Origin of the sequence: Aggregatibacter sp. 2125159857 (genome assembly GCF_017798005.1) — a bacterium.
Lineage (GTDB): Bacteria > Pseudomonadota > Gammaproteobacteria > Enterobacterales > Pasteurellaceae > Aggregatibacter.
In genome coordinates, this window is record NZ_CP072548.1 from 1,677,798 (window position 1) to 1,696,152 (window position 18,355).

An 18,355-nucleotide genomic window follows, 5' to 3' on the forward strand; every position below is an offset into this window, starting at 1 on the left:
CCGTATCAGAAAAGGGAATTAAAGAAACAATGAGTAAATACCGAAAAGTTTACAATGATATAAAAAACCAAATTAATCATGGTGTTTTAGCACCAAAGCAAGAATTACCGAGTGAAAGTGAACTCATGCAACACTATGGTTTTTCGAAAGATACGATTCGCAAAGCCCTTTCATTACTAGAAATGGATGGCTACATTCAGAAGCAACAAGGACGCAACTCCATTGTGCTTGAACACAATCTCTCCACCCCTCAAATCCTGTCTGAAATTAAAACCGTTGGTGAACTTAACCGCCCTTTAACCCATCAAGTCAAAACGACATTGACAAGTCTATATATCGTGCAAGGCGAAGAGACATTGATGCGGATCTTCAACGTCGATGATCAAATGGATTTTTACCGTATCGGCCGTGTTCGCGAAATTGACGGCGAGGCCGTGGAATACGAGGTTTCCTACTTTGATCGCCGTATCGTTTCTTTTATTAACCGAGAGATCGCAGAACAATCTATTTATCACTATTTAGAAAAGGAATTAGGTCTCAAAATCAGCCATTCCCAGCGAGAAATCGTTTTTCGCTATGCGAATGAAGAAGAAAAAAATACAATGGATCTCAATGAATATAATATGGTGGTTAACGTCGCCAGCACCACCTATTTATCCGATGGTCGCCCGTTTCAGTATGGCAGCATTAGTTATCGTCCCGACAAAATTGCCTTTACTTCAATCGCCAAACGCCATACATCCTAGTTTTTCGTCATATCCTAAAGTGCGGTCGGCTTTTAAAATATGCTAAAAACTGACCGCACTTTGATCTGTTTCGCCCAAATGCCCGGCTTCCAAAAAATACCCCGCTCCGAAAGCCAAACTCAGGCATAAAATACCACGCACGTTATGGCGCAAAACCTCAAACGCCCTCTAACATTTCTTGTGCATTCGCCAATACGGCATCCGTAATTTTGCTTCCGCCTAACAATTTGGCTAATGCCTTGACGCGTTGCTGAGGGGAAAGTGCGGTCATTTTTGTTTCCGTTTTTTGATCGATGGTCGATTTTTCAACGGAGAAATGATGTATTCCATGGCAAGCGACTTGCGGCAAGTGGGTAACACAAATGACTTGGCATTTTTCGCTGAGTTTTCTTAATAATTTGCCGACCACATTTGCTGTGGCACCACTGATACCGACATCAATTTCATCAAAAATTAATGTTGGGATGGCGGTTTGGTTAGAGGCTTGTACCTGAATGGCTAAGGCAATGCGAGAAAGTTCACCGCCGGAAGCAATTTTGGCGAGCGGTTGAGCGCTTTGACCTAAGTTACTTTGTAGGGTGAAAATCGCATTATCTGCACCATTTGCACTTATCTTGTCATAGTCACTATGCAACTCAATAAAGAATTCTGCGTGTTCCATCGCTAATTGTTTGATGGATTTGGTCACTTGCTGTGCCAGCTTTTGTGCGCCTAATTGACGACTTTGATGAAGTGCGGTCGCTGTAGCAAGCATTTTTTCGTGAGCCGCTTGTTCTTGTTGAATGAGCATTTCTTCACTACCGGAAAAATCTTCTAATTCATTCAATTCTGCTTTGAGGCGACGGTGTAATGCCACTAAATCTTGTGGTTTTACATTGTGTTTGCGCGCTAATTGCACGGTTTGTCCTAGGCGTTGTTCAATGTCAGCCAATAACGCCGGATCTTGCTCAATATTGCTGCTTAACGATTGAATTTCATTGGTGGCTTCTTGCACTTGAATCAATGCTTCATTTAATAGATTTTGTACGTCGGTATAACGATTATCTAACTCGCAGAGTTCACTTAAATGTTGCACAGCGCGATAAAGCAACGAATCTGCGCTCACCGTTTCATTTTCACTTAATAATTGCAAAACTGATTGGGAAAGCTGCGTTAATTCTTCACTATTGGAGAGACGAAGATGATCCGCTTCTAATTCCTCGTATTCATTTTCTTTTAAATTAAACTCATCCAGTTCACTTACTTGATACTGTAAAAGCTGTTTTCTCGCTTCGTTTTCCGCACATTTTTGTTGGAAGGTTTTGACTTGATGTTGTAAATTGCGCCATGTTTGATAATCAAGGCTCATTTGTTGTAAAAGTTCGGTATGTTGACAGAAATTATCGACTAATTGCAGTTGGTAGTCGTTTTTCAGTAAACGTTGTGACGCGTGTTGTCCATTAATTTGAATAAGATGTTGCCCGATCTCTTTTAATTGGGCGGCCGACACCGGAATGCCATTAATGAAGGCTTTGGAGCGTCCGTCATGATTAATAATGCGGCGTAAAATGCAGTCTTCAGGATTGTCAGGATCCTGCAATTCGTTTTCTTGTAAAAATTGGAAAGCCGGATTGTTACTGTTTAGATGAAATGTCGCGCAAATATCCGCGCGCTCTTGACCTTCTCGTAACATTGAGGCGTCTGTCCGTTGCCCGAGGCAGACACCTAGGGCATCAATAGCAATAGATTTTCCCGCGCCGGTTTCCCCGGTGATGACGGACATTCCTTGTAATAATTCAATATTTAACTGACGAACGATAGCAAAATTATTAATGGTGAGTTGGGTCAACATAAGCAAATCCTCTTTACTGTATGTTTGTCAGTATATTACTGTTTTAATATACAGTAAAGAGGGTTTGTTAATCTTTAAGAAAAGTTACGTAACCAACCTAATTTGGAACTTAATACTTTGTAATAATTGTAGCTTTTAAGGTGCAGTAAACGGAGAGGATAGTCACATTTTTGAATGTGGATAATATCATCAGGTCCGAATTGGAGCGCAACTTGACTGTCGCAACCTAACTCTAATTGAGAGGTGTTGTATTCTGCAAAGCGAATAGAAATTTTGCTGTTGCCATCCACTACGAGTGGGCGTGAAGACAAGGTGTGCGGAAACATCGGCACCAGTGCGATGGCGTTTAATTGTGGGGTTAAAATCGGGCCACCGGCGGAAAGAGAATAGGCGGTTGAACCGGTGGGCGTTGAAATAATTAAACCATCGGAACGTTGTGAAAACGCAAACTGATCATTGATATGCACATGAAAATCAATCATATGCGCAATTTTGGCGGGGTGAATCACCGCCTCGTTAACGGCAATACTGCTGGCAATGATTTCATTGTCGCGTTCCACGCAGGCTTTTAATAGGAAGCGTTCTTCTACAAAAAACTCGCCGTTTTCCAAGCAGGCTTGTAATTGGGAATAGGCGTTTTTCGGGTCAATGTCCGTTAAAAAACCTAAATTGCCACGGTTGATACCGATAAGCGGAATATGATATTCGGCTAAAATACGGGCACGCCCCAACATATTGCCATCTCCGCCAATAACAATTGCAAGCTGGGCGGATTGGCCGATTTCTTCTAAGCTGGCTAAATGTTTTGGGGGAAGCTCAATTTTTTTACCGATATCTTGCTCAACCAACACGTGATAACCGCGTTCAATTAACCAAAAAAATAGGTTTTTATGCATTTGTAGGTTGATATCATTTCTCGGTTTACCGACTAATGCAATGGTTTGAAATGAGGTATGCAATGTTTGCGGTTTTGCCGAATTTAACGTGTCCATATTGTTTTTACACTAACTTGAATTCAATGAATTGGGCACTATATTACAACAGAAAGCCTTTTACTCAAGTGGTAAATGCGGCATTTTTTGTTATAATCGCCTAACTTTTATTAATTGGAGAATGACTATGGCAGACGAACAAAAACAAGAAAAAAACGAAGAATTAGAACAAGATCTTCAATCGCAAGAAGTGGATGTTGAAGAACAAAAAAACACGGAAGATCCTTTGGAAGAAGCTATCGCACGCGTACAAGAATTAGAAGCACAATTAGCGGAAACCGCAAAAAAAGAGCAAGATTTATTGTTGCGTACCCGTGCTGAAATCGACAATATTCGTCGTCGTACAGAACAAGATGTTGAAAAAGCGCATAAATTTGCGTTAGAAAAATTTGCCAAAGACATTTTAAACACCATTGATAACTTAGAACGTGCTTTAGCCACCCCGGCAAATACGGAAGATGAAACCGTTAAAGCTTTGTTTGACGGTGTAGAGCTAACATTAAAAGAATTATTGGCGACGGTTGCCCGTTTCGGCGTTGAACCTGTAGGCGTTGTCGGAGAGGTTTTTAATCCGGATCTCCACCAAGCCATTTCTATGCAACCGATGGAAGGCTTTGAAACCAACCAAATCACCACGGTCTTGCAAAAAGGTTACTTGCTTAACGGTCGCGTAATTCGCCCGGCAATGGTGATGGTCGCGGCGTAAGTTAGCCTAATCACGTCCTCCTTTTCCTTATCCTGCTATCCTGTGGGGGGATTTCCCCCATTAAGGATAGACATAGATGATCTATCAACACAAAGAATAAAAAGGGATTGCAAGGTCTCGATAAACTCCTATAATACAACTGCTCATGAATTAACGTTTAAAGGATGATGCTAAAAAATATAAGCATCATCAATCGATTTTTGGCGGCAATAATATAGCGGATCTACCTGATTCCATACCGAACTCAGATGTGAAATGCCGTAATGCCGATGGTAGCGTGGGAGTTTCCCATGTGAGAGTAGGTCACCGCCAAGCTTTATTAAATTGATATCACTTCTTTCAACCTTTTATGAAAAGGCATTGTAGTGCTGTCAGTTTAATATTAGGGCGCTGTAAATAACCTATCTGGAAGGCATAAATAATTACTGATGCAATAAAAATTGCATTTGCGTAATAAGCCAAACTACAGGTATGTTCATTTAAACAGCAATCGTATATCACTCACGTTGGAAATTACTATGATATCGGCTGTGTCTAAACAGCTTAAGGATGAGCTAGTACCAATTATTGGTGACGTAAAGATTAAGAATCTCTTTGCAGGATATGGAATTTTTTATTCAGAAATGATGTTTGCTATCTACCAAAATGGTAGTTTATATCTTAGAGCGGAGGATGAATTAGCGCAGTACCTTGAATCTTTGGGGGCTGCGGCATATTCAAGAAATCCAGACTGCTCGGATGTTTTAGTCTTATATCATTATTATCAATTACCTCTGGCTGTTCAAAAAGATAAAGCACGATTAGGTCACCTAATTAGCCTTTCTTTGAAGCAAATTCAAACGAAAAAGTTGACTGAAGCGCTTGCTAAAAAGTCAAGGATCAAAGAGCTTGCTAATCTCTCTATCAAACACGAAAGATTACTGGCTAAGATTAATATCTACACGGTGGATGAATTTAGATCGTTAGGTGCAACCAATAGTTATGTTAGGTTAAAAAAACTTGGCATCCCTATTAACATTGACATGCTTTGGCGTTTTGCTGCGGCATTAAAGAATAAACATGTGCATTTATTAACAGAGAAGGAAAAACATACCCTCTTTGTCAGAGTAAATGAGTTGCTTGAAGCAAATGGCTTACGCAAAATTAAACGCTAACGATCAATGCGTTTTATTGTGATAAGCTAATGCTTGTATCAGAAAAGAAAAGAGTTGATGTGTTCAACTCTTTTTTTCTATCTAATATAACGGAATTTAGCAAACAAAAGGTTTCTGAGAAAATATTTTGCTATAGAGAATAAAGTTTTGTAAAATGCGCGCTTAATTAACCGGATTCAATGTAGAACTGTTTGGTTCGCCAAGCAGCATTTTCATAGTTTAACTAATAGAGGAATATCATTATCAAAACCGTAAAAAAAGCACCTGCAGTAAATCGCCCTAATCGCATTAATGACGAAATTAGAGTAAAAGAAGTTCGCTTGATTGATCAGGACGGCGAGCAAGTTGGGGTTGTTGCGATTCAACAAGCATTAGAAATGGCGGAAGCCGCAGCTTTAGATCTTGTAGAAATCAGTCCAAATGCGGAACCACCTGTGTGTCGCATTATGAACTACGGTAAATTCCTCTACGAAAAGAGCAAAACAGCGAAAGAACAGAAGAAAAAACAAAAAGTGGTGCAAGTGAAGGAAATTAAATTCCGTCCGGGCACAGATGAAGGTGACTACCAAGTTAAGTTACGTAGCCTAATCCGCTTTTTGGAAGATGGCGATAAAGCCAAGATTACTGTACGTTTCCGCGGTCGTGAAATGGCTCACCAAGACATTGGTTTTGATGTATTGGAGCGTGTAAAAAATGATTTAGCCGATATTTCTGTGGTTGAATCTGCACCGGGAAAATTAGAAGGTCGCCAAGCCGTGATGGTATTGGCACCTAAGAAAAAATAATTTTTAATTCAGATTTTATCTGAATAATGGAATTTTCACTTCGGTGAAGATACAACGGCATATTGGGCACACTACGCAGCCTAATGACGTTGAGAAGGGCAATTTTAAATTGCCTTGATTGGAAATAATCAGAGCCTACAAGTAATCGCCTTAAAACGATTCGCCTGATTATGTTGTTTAACTTAAAAATGCGGAGTTATTTAACAATGCCTAAAATTAAAACAGTACGCGGTGCTGCTAAGCGTTTCAAAAAAACTGCTTCCGGTGGTTTCAAGCGTAAACAATCTCACTTACGTCATATTTTGACTAAGAAAACAACAAAACGTAAACGTCACCTACGCCATAAATCCATGGTTGCTAAGTCCGACTTAGTATTAGTCGTAGCGTGCTTGCCATACGCATAAGCACAAACGTACGTCAGTTCATTTTAGTTAAAAATATTACATAGGAGATTAAATAATGGCTCGTGTAAAACGTGGTGTTATTGCAAGAGCACGCCATAAGAAAGTTCTTAAGGCTGCTAAAGGTTATTATGGTGCACGTTCACGCGTGTATCGCGTTGCTTTCCAAGCAGTGATCAAAGCTGGTCAATACGCATATCGTGACCGCCGTCAACGTAAACGTCAATTCCGTCAATTATGGATTGCACGTATCAACGCAGCGGCTCGTCAAAATGGTTTATCTTACAGCAAATTCATCAACGGCTTGAAAAAAGCGTCTGTTGAAATCGACCGTAAGATCCTTGCTGATATCGCCGTATTCGACAAAGTGGCATTTGCTGCATTAGTTGAAAAAGCAAAATCTGCACTTTAATTCGTTAAAGTTTAGATAAAAATTAGGACGCTCTCGAGCGTCCTTTTTCATTATAGCCAGCCAAAGTCTGGCTATAAAAACCATACGCTATGCGTATGGAGCCAAATAGCTTAAGCGATGAACATAAAAAATCCTCGCTATATAATGAATAAGGCTGACAACCAAAATTCAACATATAGGAGGATTATTTACCCCTCGTAGCGTGCATCTTGATGCACGACCGAATCACGTACGGAACGTTATTTAACTCTTTCTGGCATTCACGATTTTGTGCAACAAGTTGCACGCTACAATTCACTAAAATAGAGATATGAAAATAGACATTTCCGAGTGAAAGGATTTTTTGTCAGCATCGTGGGCTTAAATACAAAAGTTGTGGAGAACTATATAAAGAATCAAGAACAAGAAGACATGGTTCAAGATAATTTATCAACGAAAGAACATATTGCCCCCTTTAAGGGGTAAGTCAAGGAAGTCATTAGACACGGCTGTCAGTTTTCACAAGCCCCTTGAGGGGCTTGTGAAGTATAGGCCCTTATAGGGGAGCCTAAAAACCGCACGTTTTACGTGCGGATTGTTATTTAATGCGCACTAATAGCAATCAATATCGTAAAAATATGTCAGCACAGGTCAATAAGAGACAAAAACACAACCTCACACTTAACCAAGCATGAGGTTATATTTAACCATAAAGGCTTACTTCGCAATGCGTTTATATTTCATGCGATGTGGTTGAAGGGCTTCAGCACCGAAGGTTTTCTTCTTCCATTCTTCATAATCGGAGAAGTTGCCTTCATAGAAGGTTACCTTGCCTTCATCGCCGTAGTCTAAAATATGGGTCGCGATACGGTCTAAGAACCAGCGGTCATGGGAAATGACCATAGCACAGCCTGGGAATTCTAAGATAGCATTTTCCAATGCACGTAAGGTTTCCACATCAAGGTCGTTGGTCGGTTCGTCCAGTAACAATACGTTACCGCCGGCTTGTAACAATTTTGCTAGATGCAAACGGCCGCGTTCACCACCGGAAAGTTCGCCTACGCGTTTTTGCTGATCCACGCCTTTGAAGTTGAAGCGTCCTACATAAGCACGGCTTGGAATTTCAAAGTTACCGATTGTTAAAATATCTTGTCCGTTGGACACTTCTTCCCACACGGTTTTCTTGTCATCCATGGCATCGCGGAATTGATCGACGGAGGCCAACACGACAGTTTCACCTAAAGTAATAGAACCGGAATCCGGTTGTTCTTTGCCGGAAAGCATACGGAATAAAGTCGATTTACCCGCGCCGTTCGCCCCGATAATCCCAACGATAGCGCCTTTCGGAATGCTGAAAGACAAATCATCGATTAAAGTGCGATCGCCGTAAGATTTACTTAAATGTTGCACTTCAATGACTTTATCGCCTAAGCGTGGACCAGGTGGAATAAAGAGTTCGTTGGTTTCGTTACGTTTTTGATATTCGCCGGAATTAAGTTCCTCAAAACGCGCCATACGCGCTTTGCTTTTTGCTTGACGACCTTTTGGATTTTGGCGTACCCATTCCAATTCTTTCTCAATGGATTTTTGGCGGGCTGATTCTTGCGCTTGTTCTTGCGCCAAACGTTTTTCTTTTTGTTCCAACCAAGAAGAGTAGTTGCCTTCCCAAGGAATGCCTTCACCACGGTCAAGCTCCAAGATCCAACCGGCAACGTTATCTAAGAAGTAACGGTCGTGAGTAATTGCCACAACGGTGCCCTCGTAGTCATGCAAGAAACGTTCTAACCATGCCACGGATTCCGCATCCAAGTGGTTGGTCGGTTCGTCTAACAATAACATATCTGGTTTTTCGAGTAATAAACGGCAAAGTGCAACACGACGGCGTTCACCCCCGGATAAATGTTCGATTTTGGCATCCCAGTCCGGCAAACGTAATGCATCAGCAGCGCGTTCTAATTGGTTATCTAAATTATGCCCGTCGTGCGCTTGAATGATGGCTTCCAACTCCGCTTGCTCCGCGGCAAGTTTGTCGAAATCTGCATCAGGATCGGCATATAAGGCATAAACTTCATCTAAACGCGTTAACGCACGTTTAACGTCACCCACGGCTTCTTCAATGGCTTCACGCACAGTTTGTTGCGGTTCAAGTTTTGGTTCTTGCGGAAGATAACCGATTTTAATGCTGGGTTGCGGACGCGCTTCCCCTTCGATGTCTTTATCAATGCCCGCCATAATGCGAAGCAACGTGGATTTACCTGCGCCGTTTAAGCCGAGCACACCAATTTTGGCTCCCGGGAAAAAGCTTAGGGAAATATCTTTTAGAATATGACGTTTCGGCGGAACCACTTTGCCTACTCGGTGCATCGTGTAAACGAATTGTGTTGACATAATTTTTCTCTGGTTAAGGGAAAAGTGCGGTCATTTTTATCGATGTTTTGACATACGGAATGACCCTAAAGAAACAATAAATCACAAAGATTATTGCCATAATTCAGGTGGCTCATTCTACTTGATGTTTGCTGTTGTGCCAATTTCCATTCATATTTTAATCGTGTTTTTGGCACAAAAAAAACCTCTCCGAAGAGAGGTAGGAAAGTTGTTTAGCTATTATGATTATTTTATTTAGGAACTTTATGAATATCAAGCAATCACTTGATTTTTAAGATAGTACATTAAATTGAGTCATCATTAAAATCAGAAAAGATTATTTCTTGATATAAATCAATAAAATGATCAATTGATCATTTTTCTCACCAGTTTTAGCCGGTAACTAATCTATAAATAAGATATCCAGTTTTCTAGATTAGCCTAGGGGGAATATAAAAATTTCTATCTAATTAAGAGAGTTAGAACCCTTTTAGATAAATTATCTCCCTTTTCCAATTTTCTACTGGTTTATCCATTTAAAACTACAGCATTCTTAGGATATGAATTTCTAACTGTTAGACTAGTTCATACATACCGACTACAAAAAACCACTTTCAAGTATTGAAAGTGGTTTAGCTTTACCTAGTTTATAACAAAAATATTTAACAAAACTTTAAATGAGACTACCATTCAAAATTTATACCAGCATTATAGCTTGCACCGCCACCGTTCGCACTAAATGACACTCCAGCCTTAGCTGCAATATTTTCATTAAAACGATAACCAGTACCTACTGCTAGTGCTGTTTTAGATTTATAGCCACCCACAGCCGCACTCATATTTACTTTGCCTACATTGTACGGTTGGAATAACCCGCTTAATGCGGCTTGAGATGCTAAGCCATTTTTTACTTCTTTATCTAAATCATTTACACGACTATCAAGTTGATCAATACGTGCGCTGTTACGGTCAACCTTAGTTTTTAAGGCAGAGATATTCTTTTGTTGCATAGATTTTAACTGAGCGATATCAGCTGTATTAGCTTTAATCATAGTCTCATTTTTTATCACAGAAGTTTTATCAGCTTTACTTGCTAACTCTGCCTTATCAGCCTTACTTGCTAGCTCTGCCTTATCGGCTTTGCTTACTAGCTCAGTCTTGTCAGCTTTGCTTGCTAACTCTGCCTTATCAGCTTTGCTTACTAGCTCAGTCTTGTCAGCTTTGCTTGCTAACTCTGCCTTATCAGCTTTGCTTACTAGCTCAGTCTTGTCAGCTTTGTTTGCTAACTCTGCCTTATCAGCTTTATCTGCTAATTTACTATCAACATAAGTTTTGTTTGCTTTAGTTTCAATCATGCTGTTTTGAGCACGGATGTCTTGAGTATTTTTTTCAACTTTAGCAGCATCTAAGAAACTTGATGTATTCTTTAATTTTTCAATTTCAGCAGTATTGGTATCAATATCATCAGACATGCTATTGACATACTCAGTCACACGATTAATTTCTGAGGTAACATGATTGGCTAAGTCATTGTGTGATTGTTTAAGGTCTGAAACATCATCCTTTAATTGCTGGCTTGTCTTTGCAAGAGCTGCAATAAGGGGATCTGTTGCAAATGCACTACTGGATATAACACCGGTAATAAACAAAGCAACTGCTGTACGTTTTAATAATTGGGTATTCATCGATTAATCCTTTATGTAAAAACCTAGAGAGAGAAAGGGGGCTTTTCTTTATGTAAAAACCTAGAGAGAGAAAGGGGGCTTTTCTTTATGTAAAAAGAGAAAAGTGCCAATTCTTTAGCTATCCCCTTCAGCCTGACTTTATACCATAAGTAATTGCTAAATGGTATAAAAATTACTAATTTCTATACATTATTCAAATAGACTTAACCTATTTCCTTAATAGGTCATTTCATTCAAGGGTAATAATTACCTAAAGTAACTTCTATACATAAATCACTTTTCACCAAATAAAGTCGGTTGTCTGAAGTTGTAAATTTATTTTATCAATCAAGCACGGTTTTGGTATAACCCTACGCCTTGTCACTTCAAAGAGACATCTCGATTAACTAATATGCTGTTTTTATTCATTCCTGTTACAGTTTAAAATAAAACCTCATTGATTTAATAACATGTAAAGTACTAGACATTCCTTGTTGTTCTAAAAAGTAGCTACCAAACTTCAAGCTAATATCAGCTATTTCAACTAACTATTTTCACTGTAAAACAGAAGTACTATGGTTTCCTCCCCCTAGTCATGTAAAATACTCATACTTAATCCTCGCTTGTTCTGTGTACCTGGATTATAAACTCAGGTATCAAAATAAACGTCAAGCTATTTCATGAGTGAATATACTATGAAAAAACTTTTTTTATATTTATTAGGCTGTTTGCTAGGACAACACGCACTTGCCCACCCACATGCGTTTATTGACATGAAAACGAAGGTGTTGGTTGACAAACAACAATTAGTCGGTTTTTCAATGCAATGGATTTTGGATGAACCCAGTTCGGCTGCTGTGTTATATGATGTAAAACAAGCAAAAGGTGACAAGAAAGCATTGCAAAAATTAATTGATGAGGTTATCGGCAATGTGGTCAATGAGCATTACTTTAGCTATTTATTTGATAAACAAGGAAATAAAGTAAAATACAGCGCAAAACCTCAAAATTACGGCATGAAGACCAGTGGGGCGCAGGTGTTGTATTATTTTGATTTTATGTTGTCAAAACCGCAGCTTTTGCAGGATAACGAATTTACATTAAGTACTTATGATCCGACTTATTATGTTTCTATGTATTATGATCAGCCTTTTCATTCGGCTGTCGATTTTTCACGATTGCCGGAAAATTGCCATGGCGAAGTGTTGGAGCCTAATATCAATGAAAAACTTAAAGCTTACGCCTCCTCGTTAGATCAGTCTCAACGCAACGAAGATGACACCCTTGGCGCGCAGTTTGCGCAAAAAGTGCGGTTAATTTGCCGCTAGTTTCTTGTCATTCGGCGATAGAAAATCAAACATAACCTAATTGACACCCAATTTTAATGGGGAATCGCAGCTTAATGAAATCGGCTATCGATAAATCAATGTAAAAATTGCGTGATTCCCCTGCTCTCCGCTCTCCTCTAGTTAGCTCATTCCTCGTGCAGCGTGCATCTTGATGCACGAATCCATGCACAGAAATCGCGGATTTACACGTCGGAGTATTAAAATAGGATCTGTTTTTATCCGGAAAGGTCAGTATAATTAGGCTCTTTTTCTTTCACGCTTAATGAAGTCAATGAAATGCCAATAAACTTTACCCAAATTATTAAAGACAGCTTTCATTTCATGCAAAATGAAAAGCGAAATATCCTTCTCTTATCTATGCTCTACTTTTTTGTCGACATTATCATGGTATGGCTACAGTTTGTCATGTTGCCCAATGAAATTGTTATGTCTTTGTCAAACAATCAAATTGCCTCCACGATGTCAGAAGAACAAGGCATCGATTTGGTGACTTTCTTTTTTCTTAAACAGTTTATTTATATTTTTATCAGTGCATGGTGTTTAGTCACCATTCATCAAATTAGCCTGCGCCAATTCAACACGATTTGGCAGAGTTTCTCCTCAACATTAAAACGGATTTTGGGCGCTATTTTGCTGAGTTTCCTGATTTTTATCCCGATCCTTATTGGGCTAACAGAAGCCATGATTGCCATTCAACAAAAAGTACAGCCTTCCATTATTTCATTATTTGCAATGGTTATCGGCATTGGGCTCTATATTCGCCTTTGCTTAGCGCCGGTACATTATTTGCTAACAAACGACAGCATAAGCCATTCCGCTAAAATTACGTGGCGTGCTGCGATGGGGCGTGTTTCTGTATTATTTATCTTCTGCTTGCTGATTTATGTGCTAATCCCATTCGTGGAAAATTTTCTCACTGCCTTCTCAAGCAATGCCATCATGGCTCTCATTAGCGGTATCCTGGTTGCGCTAATCAATGTATTTGCATTGGTTGTCACATACCGTTTTTATACGTTATTTATATCAAAGGCATAACATCAATATGAAACAATTACTTGAATTTATTCCCTTAATTCTCTTTTTTGCCGTCTATAAATTAGTTGGAATTCGTGAAGCGGCAATCACCTTGGTGATCGCGACTATCGTGCAATTCATTATTTTAAAAGTGAAATACGGCAAAATTGAAACGCAACAAAAATTCATGGCAGGTGCGGTTATTTTTTTCGGTACTCTCACCGCTTATTTTAACGATCTTGAGTTTTTGAAATGGAAAGTGACGATTATTTATGCGCTCTTTGCATTGGTTTTACTTGTCGCTCAATTTGGTTTTAAAAAACTGTTGATTAAACAACTTCTTGGTAAAGAAATTACCTTACCTGAGCCAGTGTGGAAGAACCTCAACTTAGGTTGGAGCGGCTTTTTTATTTTATGTATGTTGCTTAACATTTATATCAGCCGATATTTATCGGACGACATTTGGGTCGATTTCAAGTCCTTCGGCATTATCGGCATGACGTTTGTCGCCACGATCATTACAGGTCTTTATATTTATCGCTATTTACCTCAAACACAACAAGAAAAAAACAAGGAATAATCAATGTCACCTCAATTAATTGATAGCAAAACCGGACAACAATCTCACGGCACGCTTCTGCTCAGAACCTTAGCGATGCCCTCAAACACAAACGCCAACGGCGATATTTTCGGTGGTTGGATTATGTCTCAAATGGACATTGGCGGCGCAATCTTAGCAAAAGAAATCGCTCACGGACGCGTTGTGACTGTTGCCGTTGAAAGCATGAATTTCATTCAGCCGGTTTCTGTTGGAGATGTCGTTTGTTGCTATGGACAATGTTTACACGTTGGACGTAGCTCAATTAAAATTAAAGTGGAAGTGTGGGTTAAAAAAGTGGCAAGCGAACCTATTGGTGAACGCTATTGCGTGACAGAAGCACAATTTACGTTTGTTGCTGTCGATCAGGAAGGTAAACCTCGTGCTATTCCACGCGAAAATAATCACGAATTAGATGCCGCTTTGGCACACATGAAAACGCCATAAACTAACAAGAGGACTCAAAATGTACTACGTTATTTTTGCTCAAGACAAACCGAACACGTTGGCTCAACGCTTGGCAGTACGTGAACAACACCTTGCCCGTTTGAAACAACTCCAAGCGGAAGATCGTTTATTAACCGCAGGCCCAAACCCAGCTATTGATGATGAAAATCCGGGTGAGGCCGGTTTCACCGGTTCGACCGTCATTGCCCAGTTTGAGAGCTTGCAAGCCGCCAAAGACTGGGCAGCTCAAGATCCTTATGTAGAAGCCGGCGTGTATGGTGATGTCATCATTAAGCCGTTTAAAAAAGTATTTTGATCTTCCCACCCATCAGGCAAATCACCAATCCGCTGATTTGCCTGACATCCCTGTTCATTATTTCCGCCCTCCCCTATTTTCCGCCCCCTATCGAAATGCTTTAAAACATGGCTCGTTTTTCCTTGATTTTGCGACTAAGATCCCAAAAGTGCGGTCATTTTCTCGTGTGCTTTTTCCTTTTCAGCAAAATACTTTCGTTGATTAATTCAACGTGTATTTAACTTTAGTCTGAAAAGGAATCACTATGAAAGTAATGAAACATCTTTTGGCTTCTCTGTTCGTGTTAGGAACGGTGTTTACCGGCACTGCCATGGCAGCAGAAAAGGCGGCAGAACCTGCAACGCAAACAGAGCAACCCGCCGCAACGGCCGCTGTTACCCAGCAAGTCAACATCAATACAGCCTCCGCCGCAGAAATTCAAAAAGCGCTTGTGGGTATCGGGGCGAAAAAAGCGGAAGCCGTCGTGCAATACCGTGAAAAACACGGCGCGTTTAGCGCTATCGAGCAATTATTGGAAGTGCAAGGTATCGGCAAAGCTACGCTCGAAAAAAATCGCGATCGCATCGTACTTTAATCTCTCTCCTCTAACATTGTTTTTATGTAAGACGAGGCAATGCGCCTCGTCTTTTTTATTGGGTGCGTTATAATACGAGGCATTTTTCAACCGCACTTCACAAAACAAGTAAGAGAGCAAGCATGAAACAAAAAATTGTTTTAGCCACCGGCAATCAGGGTAAAGTCAGAGAAATGGCAGATGTGTTAGCCGATTTCGGTTTTGAGGTTATCGCCCAAACCGACTTAGGTATCGACAGCCCGGAAGAAACCGGTCTGACCTTCGTAGAAAACGCCATTTTAAAAGCCCGTTATGCGGCGGAAAAATCCGGTTTACCGGCGATTGCAGACGATTCCGGCTTAGTGGTTGACGCGCTAAACGGCGCACCCGGCTTATATTCCGCACGTTATGCCGGCGTAGATGGTGAACAGGCTGATGCGAAAAATCGTGAAAAATTATTAGCGGAATTGGCAAATGTGCCAACCGAACACCGCAGTGCACAATTTGTTAGCACCATCGTCTTGTTACAACACCCAACCGATCCGTCTCCGATTATTGCGCAAGGCGCATGTCACGGTGTCATTACTTTTGAAGAAAAAGGCGACAACGGCTTTGGTTATGACTCACTCTTTTTCAGCCCGGAGACAGGTTGTACCTTTGCCGAACTGGAAACCGCCGAGAAAAAGAAAATCTCCCACCGTGCCCGTGCATTAGCCGTACTTAAAGCCAAATTAGGCGCCTAAAGTGCGGTCAGTTTTCACAACAAATTTTAAGGAAAGTAAAAGATGATTATTACCACCACGCCTCACATCGAAGGCAAACAAATTGTCGAATATAAACAACTGGTGTTCGGCGAAGTCGTTGCCGGTTCGAATTTTATCCGCGACTTTTTTGCCGGCATTACCGACATTATCGGCGGACGCTCCGGCATGTATGAATCGCGCATTACCAAATCGCGCAAAGAAGCGTTAGATGAAATGCAGAAAAACGCTCAAGCATTAGGCGCCAATGCCGTTGTGGGCGTAGAAGTCAATTACACCACCATCACCTCTGATGCCAAAAGCATGTTTATGATTGTGGCAAGCGGCACCGCGGTGGTCGTTCGCTAATGATAACACCACCGTTAAATCCGTTGCTGTTACCACCGCTGAGTTTATACATCCATATTCCGTGGTGTGTGCAGAAATGCCCGTACTGCGATTTTAACTCGCATGCACAAAAGGGTGCCATTCCCGAACAGGAATATGTGCGCCATTTACTTACCGATTTAACGGCGGATTTATCACGTTATCAGGAAAGCGTCCAACAGCGTCCGCTGCATTCAATTTTTATCGGTGGCGGCACACCGAGCCTGTTTAGCGCAGAAAATATCGCGTTTTTATTACATCAAATCGAGCAACGTATTCCTTTTGCACCTCATATTGAAATTACCCTCGAAGCGAATCCCGGTACGGCTGAAGCCGAGCGTTTTTTAGGCTATGCCCAAGCGGGTGTAAATCGAATTTCTATGGGCATTCAAAGTTTTTCTGATGAAAAATTGCAAAAGTTAGGGCGTATTCATAATGCCGCCGAGGCAAAAAGTGCGGTAGGTTTCGCCCGTGTTTCTCCTCTGCGTAGTTTTAATTTGGATTTAATGCATGGTTTACCCAATCAAACCTTAAACGAAGCCTTAGATGATTTACGCCAAGCCATAGAACTGGCACCGCCACATTTGTCTTGGTATCAGCTCACCATCGAACCGAATACGATGTTTGCCTACAGACCACCAAAATTGCCTGATGACGATGAATTGTGGGATATTTTTGAGCAAGGCCATCAGTTATTAACGGCTGCGGGCTATCAACAATATGAAACTTCAGCCTACGCCAAACCGGGCTTTCAGTGTCAACACAACTTAAATTATTGGCGCTTCGGTGATTATCTTGCCATTGGTTGCGGTGCGCACGGCAAACTCAGTTTTCCAAGCGGAAAAATTTTGCGTTACAGCAAAACCAAACACCCCAAAGGCTACATGCGTGGCGAATATTTGTATGAAGAACGGGACGTCAGCACTGAAGATCGCCCTTTTGAATTCTTTATGAATCGTTTTCGCTTGTTGGAAGCCGTGCCGAAAAGTGAATTTGAACAATTCACCGGCTTGTCATTAAGTGCGGTAGATAAGACGATGGCTTGGGCGCTGGATCAAAAATTCATCACGGAAACCGACCGCACTTGGCAGGTCACCGAGCACGGTAAACTGTTTTTAAACGAATTATTAGAAGGCTTTTTGCCCGAATAACGCATCTCTACTTGTTTATGCCCGGGAAACTGATTAAAGTAAACGCAATCGTTTACGCAATGTTTTAGCCTCATGTTCTGATGTTAAGGAGAAAAAATGAATCAACTTGAAATGAAAAAAATTGCCGCGCAAGCGGCTTTGCAATTTGTAAAGCCGGATATGATCGTAGGCGTGGGGAGCGGTTCGACCGTGAATTGCTTTATCGAAGCCTTGGGAACATTAAAAGATCAAATTAAAGGCGCGGTAGCAGCATCGAAAAATTCAGAAGCATTACTCCGCCAGCAAGGTATTGAAGTTTTCAGCACAAATGATGTCTCCGGTTTAGATATTTACGTGGATGGCGCCGATGAAATCAATCCGCAAAAAATGATGATCAAAGGCGGCGGTGCGGCATTGACCCGTGAAAAAATTGTGGCTGCACTTGCAAAAAATTTCATCTGCATCGTGGATAGTAGTAAACAGGTTGATGTGTTAGGCTCTACATTCCCATTGCCGATTGAAGTCATCCCAATGGCACGTTCACAAGTAGCGCGTAAATTGGTGGCACTCGGCGGTGCGCCAGAATATCGTGAAGGCGTTGTGACCGATAACGGCAACATCATTTTAGACGTACATAATTTTGCCATTATGAATCCGGTGGAAATGGAAAAAGAATTAAATAACATTGCAGGTGTCGTGACTAACGGCGTGTTCGCTTTACGCCCGGCAGATACTGTCATTGTCGGCACACCGGACGGTGCAAAAATCATTTAAACATCATTGG

At 40.9% G+C, this 18,355-nt stretch carries 20 protein-coding genes, 1 rRNA gene and 1 pseudogene; 18 read left to right on the forward strand and 4 right to left on the reverse strand.

Annotated features, from left to right (window positions below; all coding sequences use genetic code 11):
• The first annotated feature begins 29 nt into the window (after positions 1–29).
• Positions 30–746, forward strand: coding sequence for a UTRA domain-containing protein (locus J5X96_RS08160; RefSeq protein ID WP_209362962.1), 717 nt, complete (start codon positions 30–32; stop codon positions 744–746).
• Between the two features lie 157 nt (positions 747–903).
• On the opposite strand, the gene recN is transcribed toward J5X96_RS08160, so the two are convergent.
• Positions 904–2,577 (reverse strand): DNA repair protein RecN, encoded by a 1,674-nt coding sequence (recN, locus tag J5X96_RS08165; RefSeq protein WP_209362964.1) that lies wholly within the window; start codon positions 2,575–2,577, stop codon positions 904–906.
• A gap of 74 nt (positions 2,578–2,651) precedes the next feature.
• The gene (locus J5X96_RS08170) at positions 2,652–3,569 is read right to left on the reverse strand and encodes an NAD(+) kinase (RefSeq protein WP_021617115.1); all 918 of its coding nucleotides are present in this window, start codon (positions 3,567–3,569) and stop codon (positions 2,652–2,654) included.
• A 127-nt stretch (positions 3,570–3,696) separates the two neighbouring features.
• On the opposite strand from J5X96_RS08170, the gene grpE reads away from it, so the two are divergent.
• The 7 genes and pseudogenes from grpE to J5X96_RS09795 form a co-directional block, all read left to right on the forward strand.
• The gene (gene grpE / locus J5X96_RS08175) at positions 3,697–4,275 is read left to right on the forward strand and encodes a nucleotide exchange factor GrpE (protein ID WP_033002811.1); all 579 of its coding nucleotides are present in this window, start codon (positions 3,697–3,699) and stop codon (positions 4,273–4,275) included.
• A gap of 199 nt (positions 4,276–4,474) precedes the next feature.
• Positions 4,475–4,590: ribosomal RNA gene (rrf, locus tag J5X96_RS08180) — 5S ribosomal RNA — on the forward strand.
• A 206-nt stretch (positions 4,591–4,796) separates the two neighbouring features.
• Positions 4,797–5,429: a TfoX/Sxy family DNA transformation protein gene (locus J5X96_RS08185; protein WP_209364800.1), complete on the forward strand. Its 633-nt coding sequence runs from the start codon at positions 4,797–4,799 to the stop codon at positions 5,427–5,429.
• Positions 5,430–5,671: 242 nt separating this feature from the next.
• On the forward strand, positions 5,672–6,214 hold the full coding sequence (gene infC, locus J5X96_RS08190; RefSeq protein WP_081456132.1) for a translation initiation factor IF-3: 543 nt from the start codon (positions 5,672–5,674) through the stop codon (positions 6,212–6,214).
• A gap of 206 nt (positions 6,215–6,420) precedes the next feature.
• Positions 6,421–6,618 carry a 50S ribosomal protein L35 gene (gene rpmI, locus J5X96_RS08195; RefSeq protein ID WP_005542274.1) on the forward strand — a complete coding sequence of 66 codons (198 nt, stop codon included), beginning with the start codon at positions 6,421–6,423 and terminating at the stop codon, positions 6,616–6,618.
• Positions 6,619–6,673: 55 nt separating this feature from the next.
• The gene (rplT, locus tag J5X96_RS08200) at positions 6,674–7,027 is read left to right on the forward strand and encodes a 50S ribosomal protein L20 (RefSeq protein WP_005596075.1); all 354 of its coding nucleotides are present in this window, start codon (positions 6,674–6,676) and stop codon (positions 7,025–7,027) included.
• Positions 7,028–7,333: 306 nt separating this feature from the next.
• Positions 7,334–7,492: pseudogene (locus tag J5X96_RS09795) on the forward strand (IS200/IS605 family transposase); the annotation flags it as partial.
• A 231-nt stretch (positions 7,493–7,723) separates the two neighbouring features.
• Here the strand turns inward: J5X96_RS09795 and ettA are convergent.
• Together ettA and J5X96_RS08210 are read right to left on the reverse strand one after the other, a co-directional pair.
• Positions 7,724–9,394: an energy-dependent translational throttle protein EttA gene (gene ettA / locus J5X96_RS08205; RefSeq protein WP_209362965.1), complete on the reverse strand. Its 1,671-nt coding sequence runs from the start codon at positions 9,392–9,394 to the stop codon at positions 7,724–7,726.
• 662 nt (positions 9,395–10,056) lie between these two features.
• The gene (locus J5X96_RS08210; RefSeq protein WP_245193461.1) at positions 10,057–11,058 is read right to left on the reverse strand and encodes a YadA C-terminal domain-containing protein; all 1,002 of its coding nucleotides are present in this window, start codon (positions 11,056–11,058) and stop codon (positions 10,057–10,059) included.
• 674 nt (positions 11,059–11,732) lie between these two features.
• On the opposite strand from J5X96_RS08210, the gene zevA reads away from it, so the two are divergent.
• From zevA to rpiA, 10 genes are all read left to right on the forward strand, one after another.
• Positions 11,733–12,365, forward strand: a complete 633-nt coding sequence (gene zevA, locus J5X96_RS08215; RefSeq protein WP_209362967.1) for a zinc transporter binding subunit ZevA — start codon at positions 11,733–11,735, stop codon at positions 12,363–12,365.
• Between the two features lie 297 nt (positions 12,366–12,662).
• Positions 12,663–13,421, forward strand: coding sequence for a beta-methylgalactoside transporter (locus tag J5X96_RS08220; RefSeq protein ID WP_209362969.1), 759 nt, complete (start codon positions 12,663–12,665; stop codon positions 13,419–13,421).
• 7 nt (positions 13,422–13,428) lie between these two features.
• Positions 13,429–13,980, forward strand: coding sequence for a septation protein A (locus J5X96_RS08225; protein ID WP_209362970.1), 552 nt, complete (start codon positions 13,429–13,431; stop codon positions 13,978–13,980).
• A gap of 3 nt (positions 13,981–13,983) precedes the next feature.
• The gene (gene yciA, locus J5X96_RS08230) at positions 13,984–14,445 is read left to right on the forward strand and encodes an acyl-CoA thioester hydrolase YciA (protein ID WP_021616162.1); all 462 of its coding nucleotides are present in this window, start codon (positions 13,984–13,986) and stop codon (positions 14,443–14,445) included.
• Between the two features lie 19 nt (positions 14,446–14,464).
• On the forward strand, positions 14,465–14,761 hold the full coding sequence (locus J5X96_RS08235; protein ID WP_209362972.1) for a YciI family protein: 297 nt from the start codon (positions 14,465–14,467) through the stop codon (positions 14,759–14,761).
• A 244-nt stretch (positions 14,762–15,005) separates the two neighbouring features.
• Complete coding sequence (locus J5X96_RS08240; RefSeq protein WP_209362974.1) at positions 15,006–15,335, forward strand: helix-hairpin-helix domain-containing protein; 330 nt, start codon at positions 15,006–15,008, stop codon at positions 15,333–15,335.
• A gap of 122 nt (positions 15,336–15,457) precedes the next feature.
• Positions 15,458–16,057, forward strand: a complete 600-nt coding sequence (gene rdgB / locus J5X96_RS08245) for an RdgB/HAM1 family non-canonical purine NTP pyrophosphatase (protein ID WP_048749301.1) — start codon at positions 15,458–15,460, stop codon at positions 16,055–16,057.
• Between the two features lie 42 nt (positions 16,058–16,099).
• Positions 16,100–16,423: a YbjQ family protein gene (locus J5X96_RS08250; RefSeq protein WP_006719266.1), complete on the forward strand. Its 324-nt coding sequence runs from the start codon at positions 16,100–16,102 to the stop codon at positions 16,421–16,423.
• Positions 16,423–17,592 (forward strand): radical SAM family heme chaperone HemW, encoded by a 1,170-nt coding sequence (hemW, locus tag J5X96_RS08255; RefSeq protein ID WP_209362976.1) that lies wholly within the window; start codon positions 16,423–16,425, stop codon positions 17,590–17,592. The genes J5X96_RS08250 and hemW overlap by 1 nt, the downstream gene beginning before the upstream one ends.
• 96 nt (positions 17,593–17,688) lie before the next feature.
• Positions 17,689–18,345, forward strand: coding sequence for a ribose-5-phosphate isomerase RpiA (rpiA, locus tag J5X96_RS08260; protein WP_209362978.1), 657 nt, complete (start codon positions 17,689–17,691; stop codon positions 18,343–18,345).
• Positions 18,346–18,355: the final 10 nt, after the last annotated feature.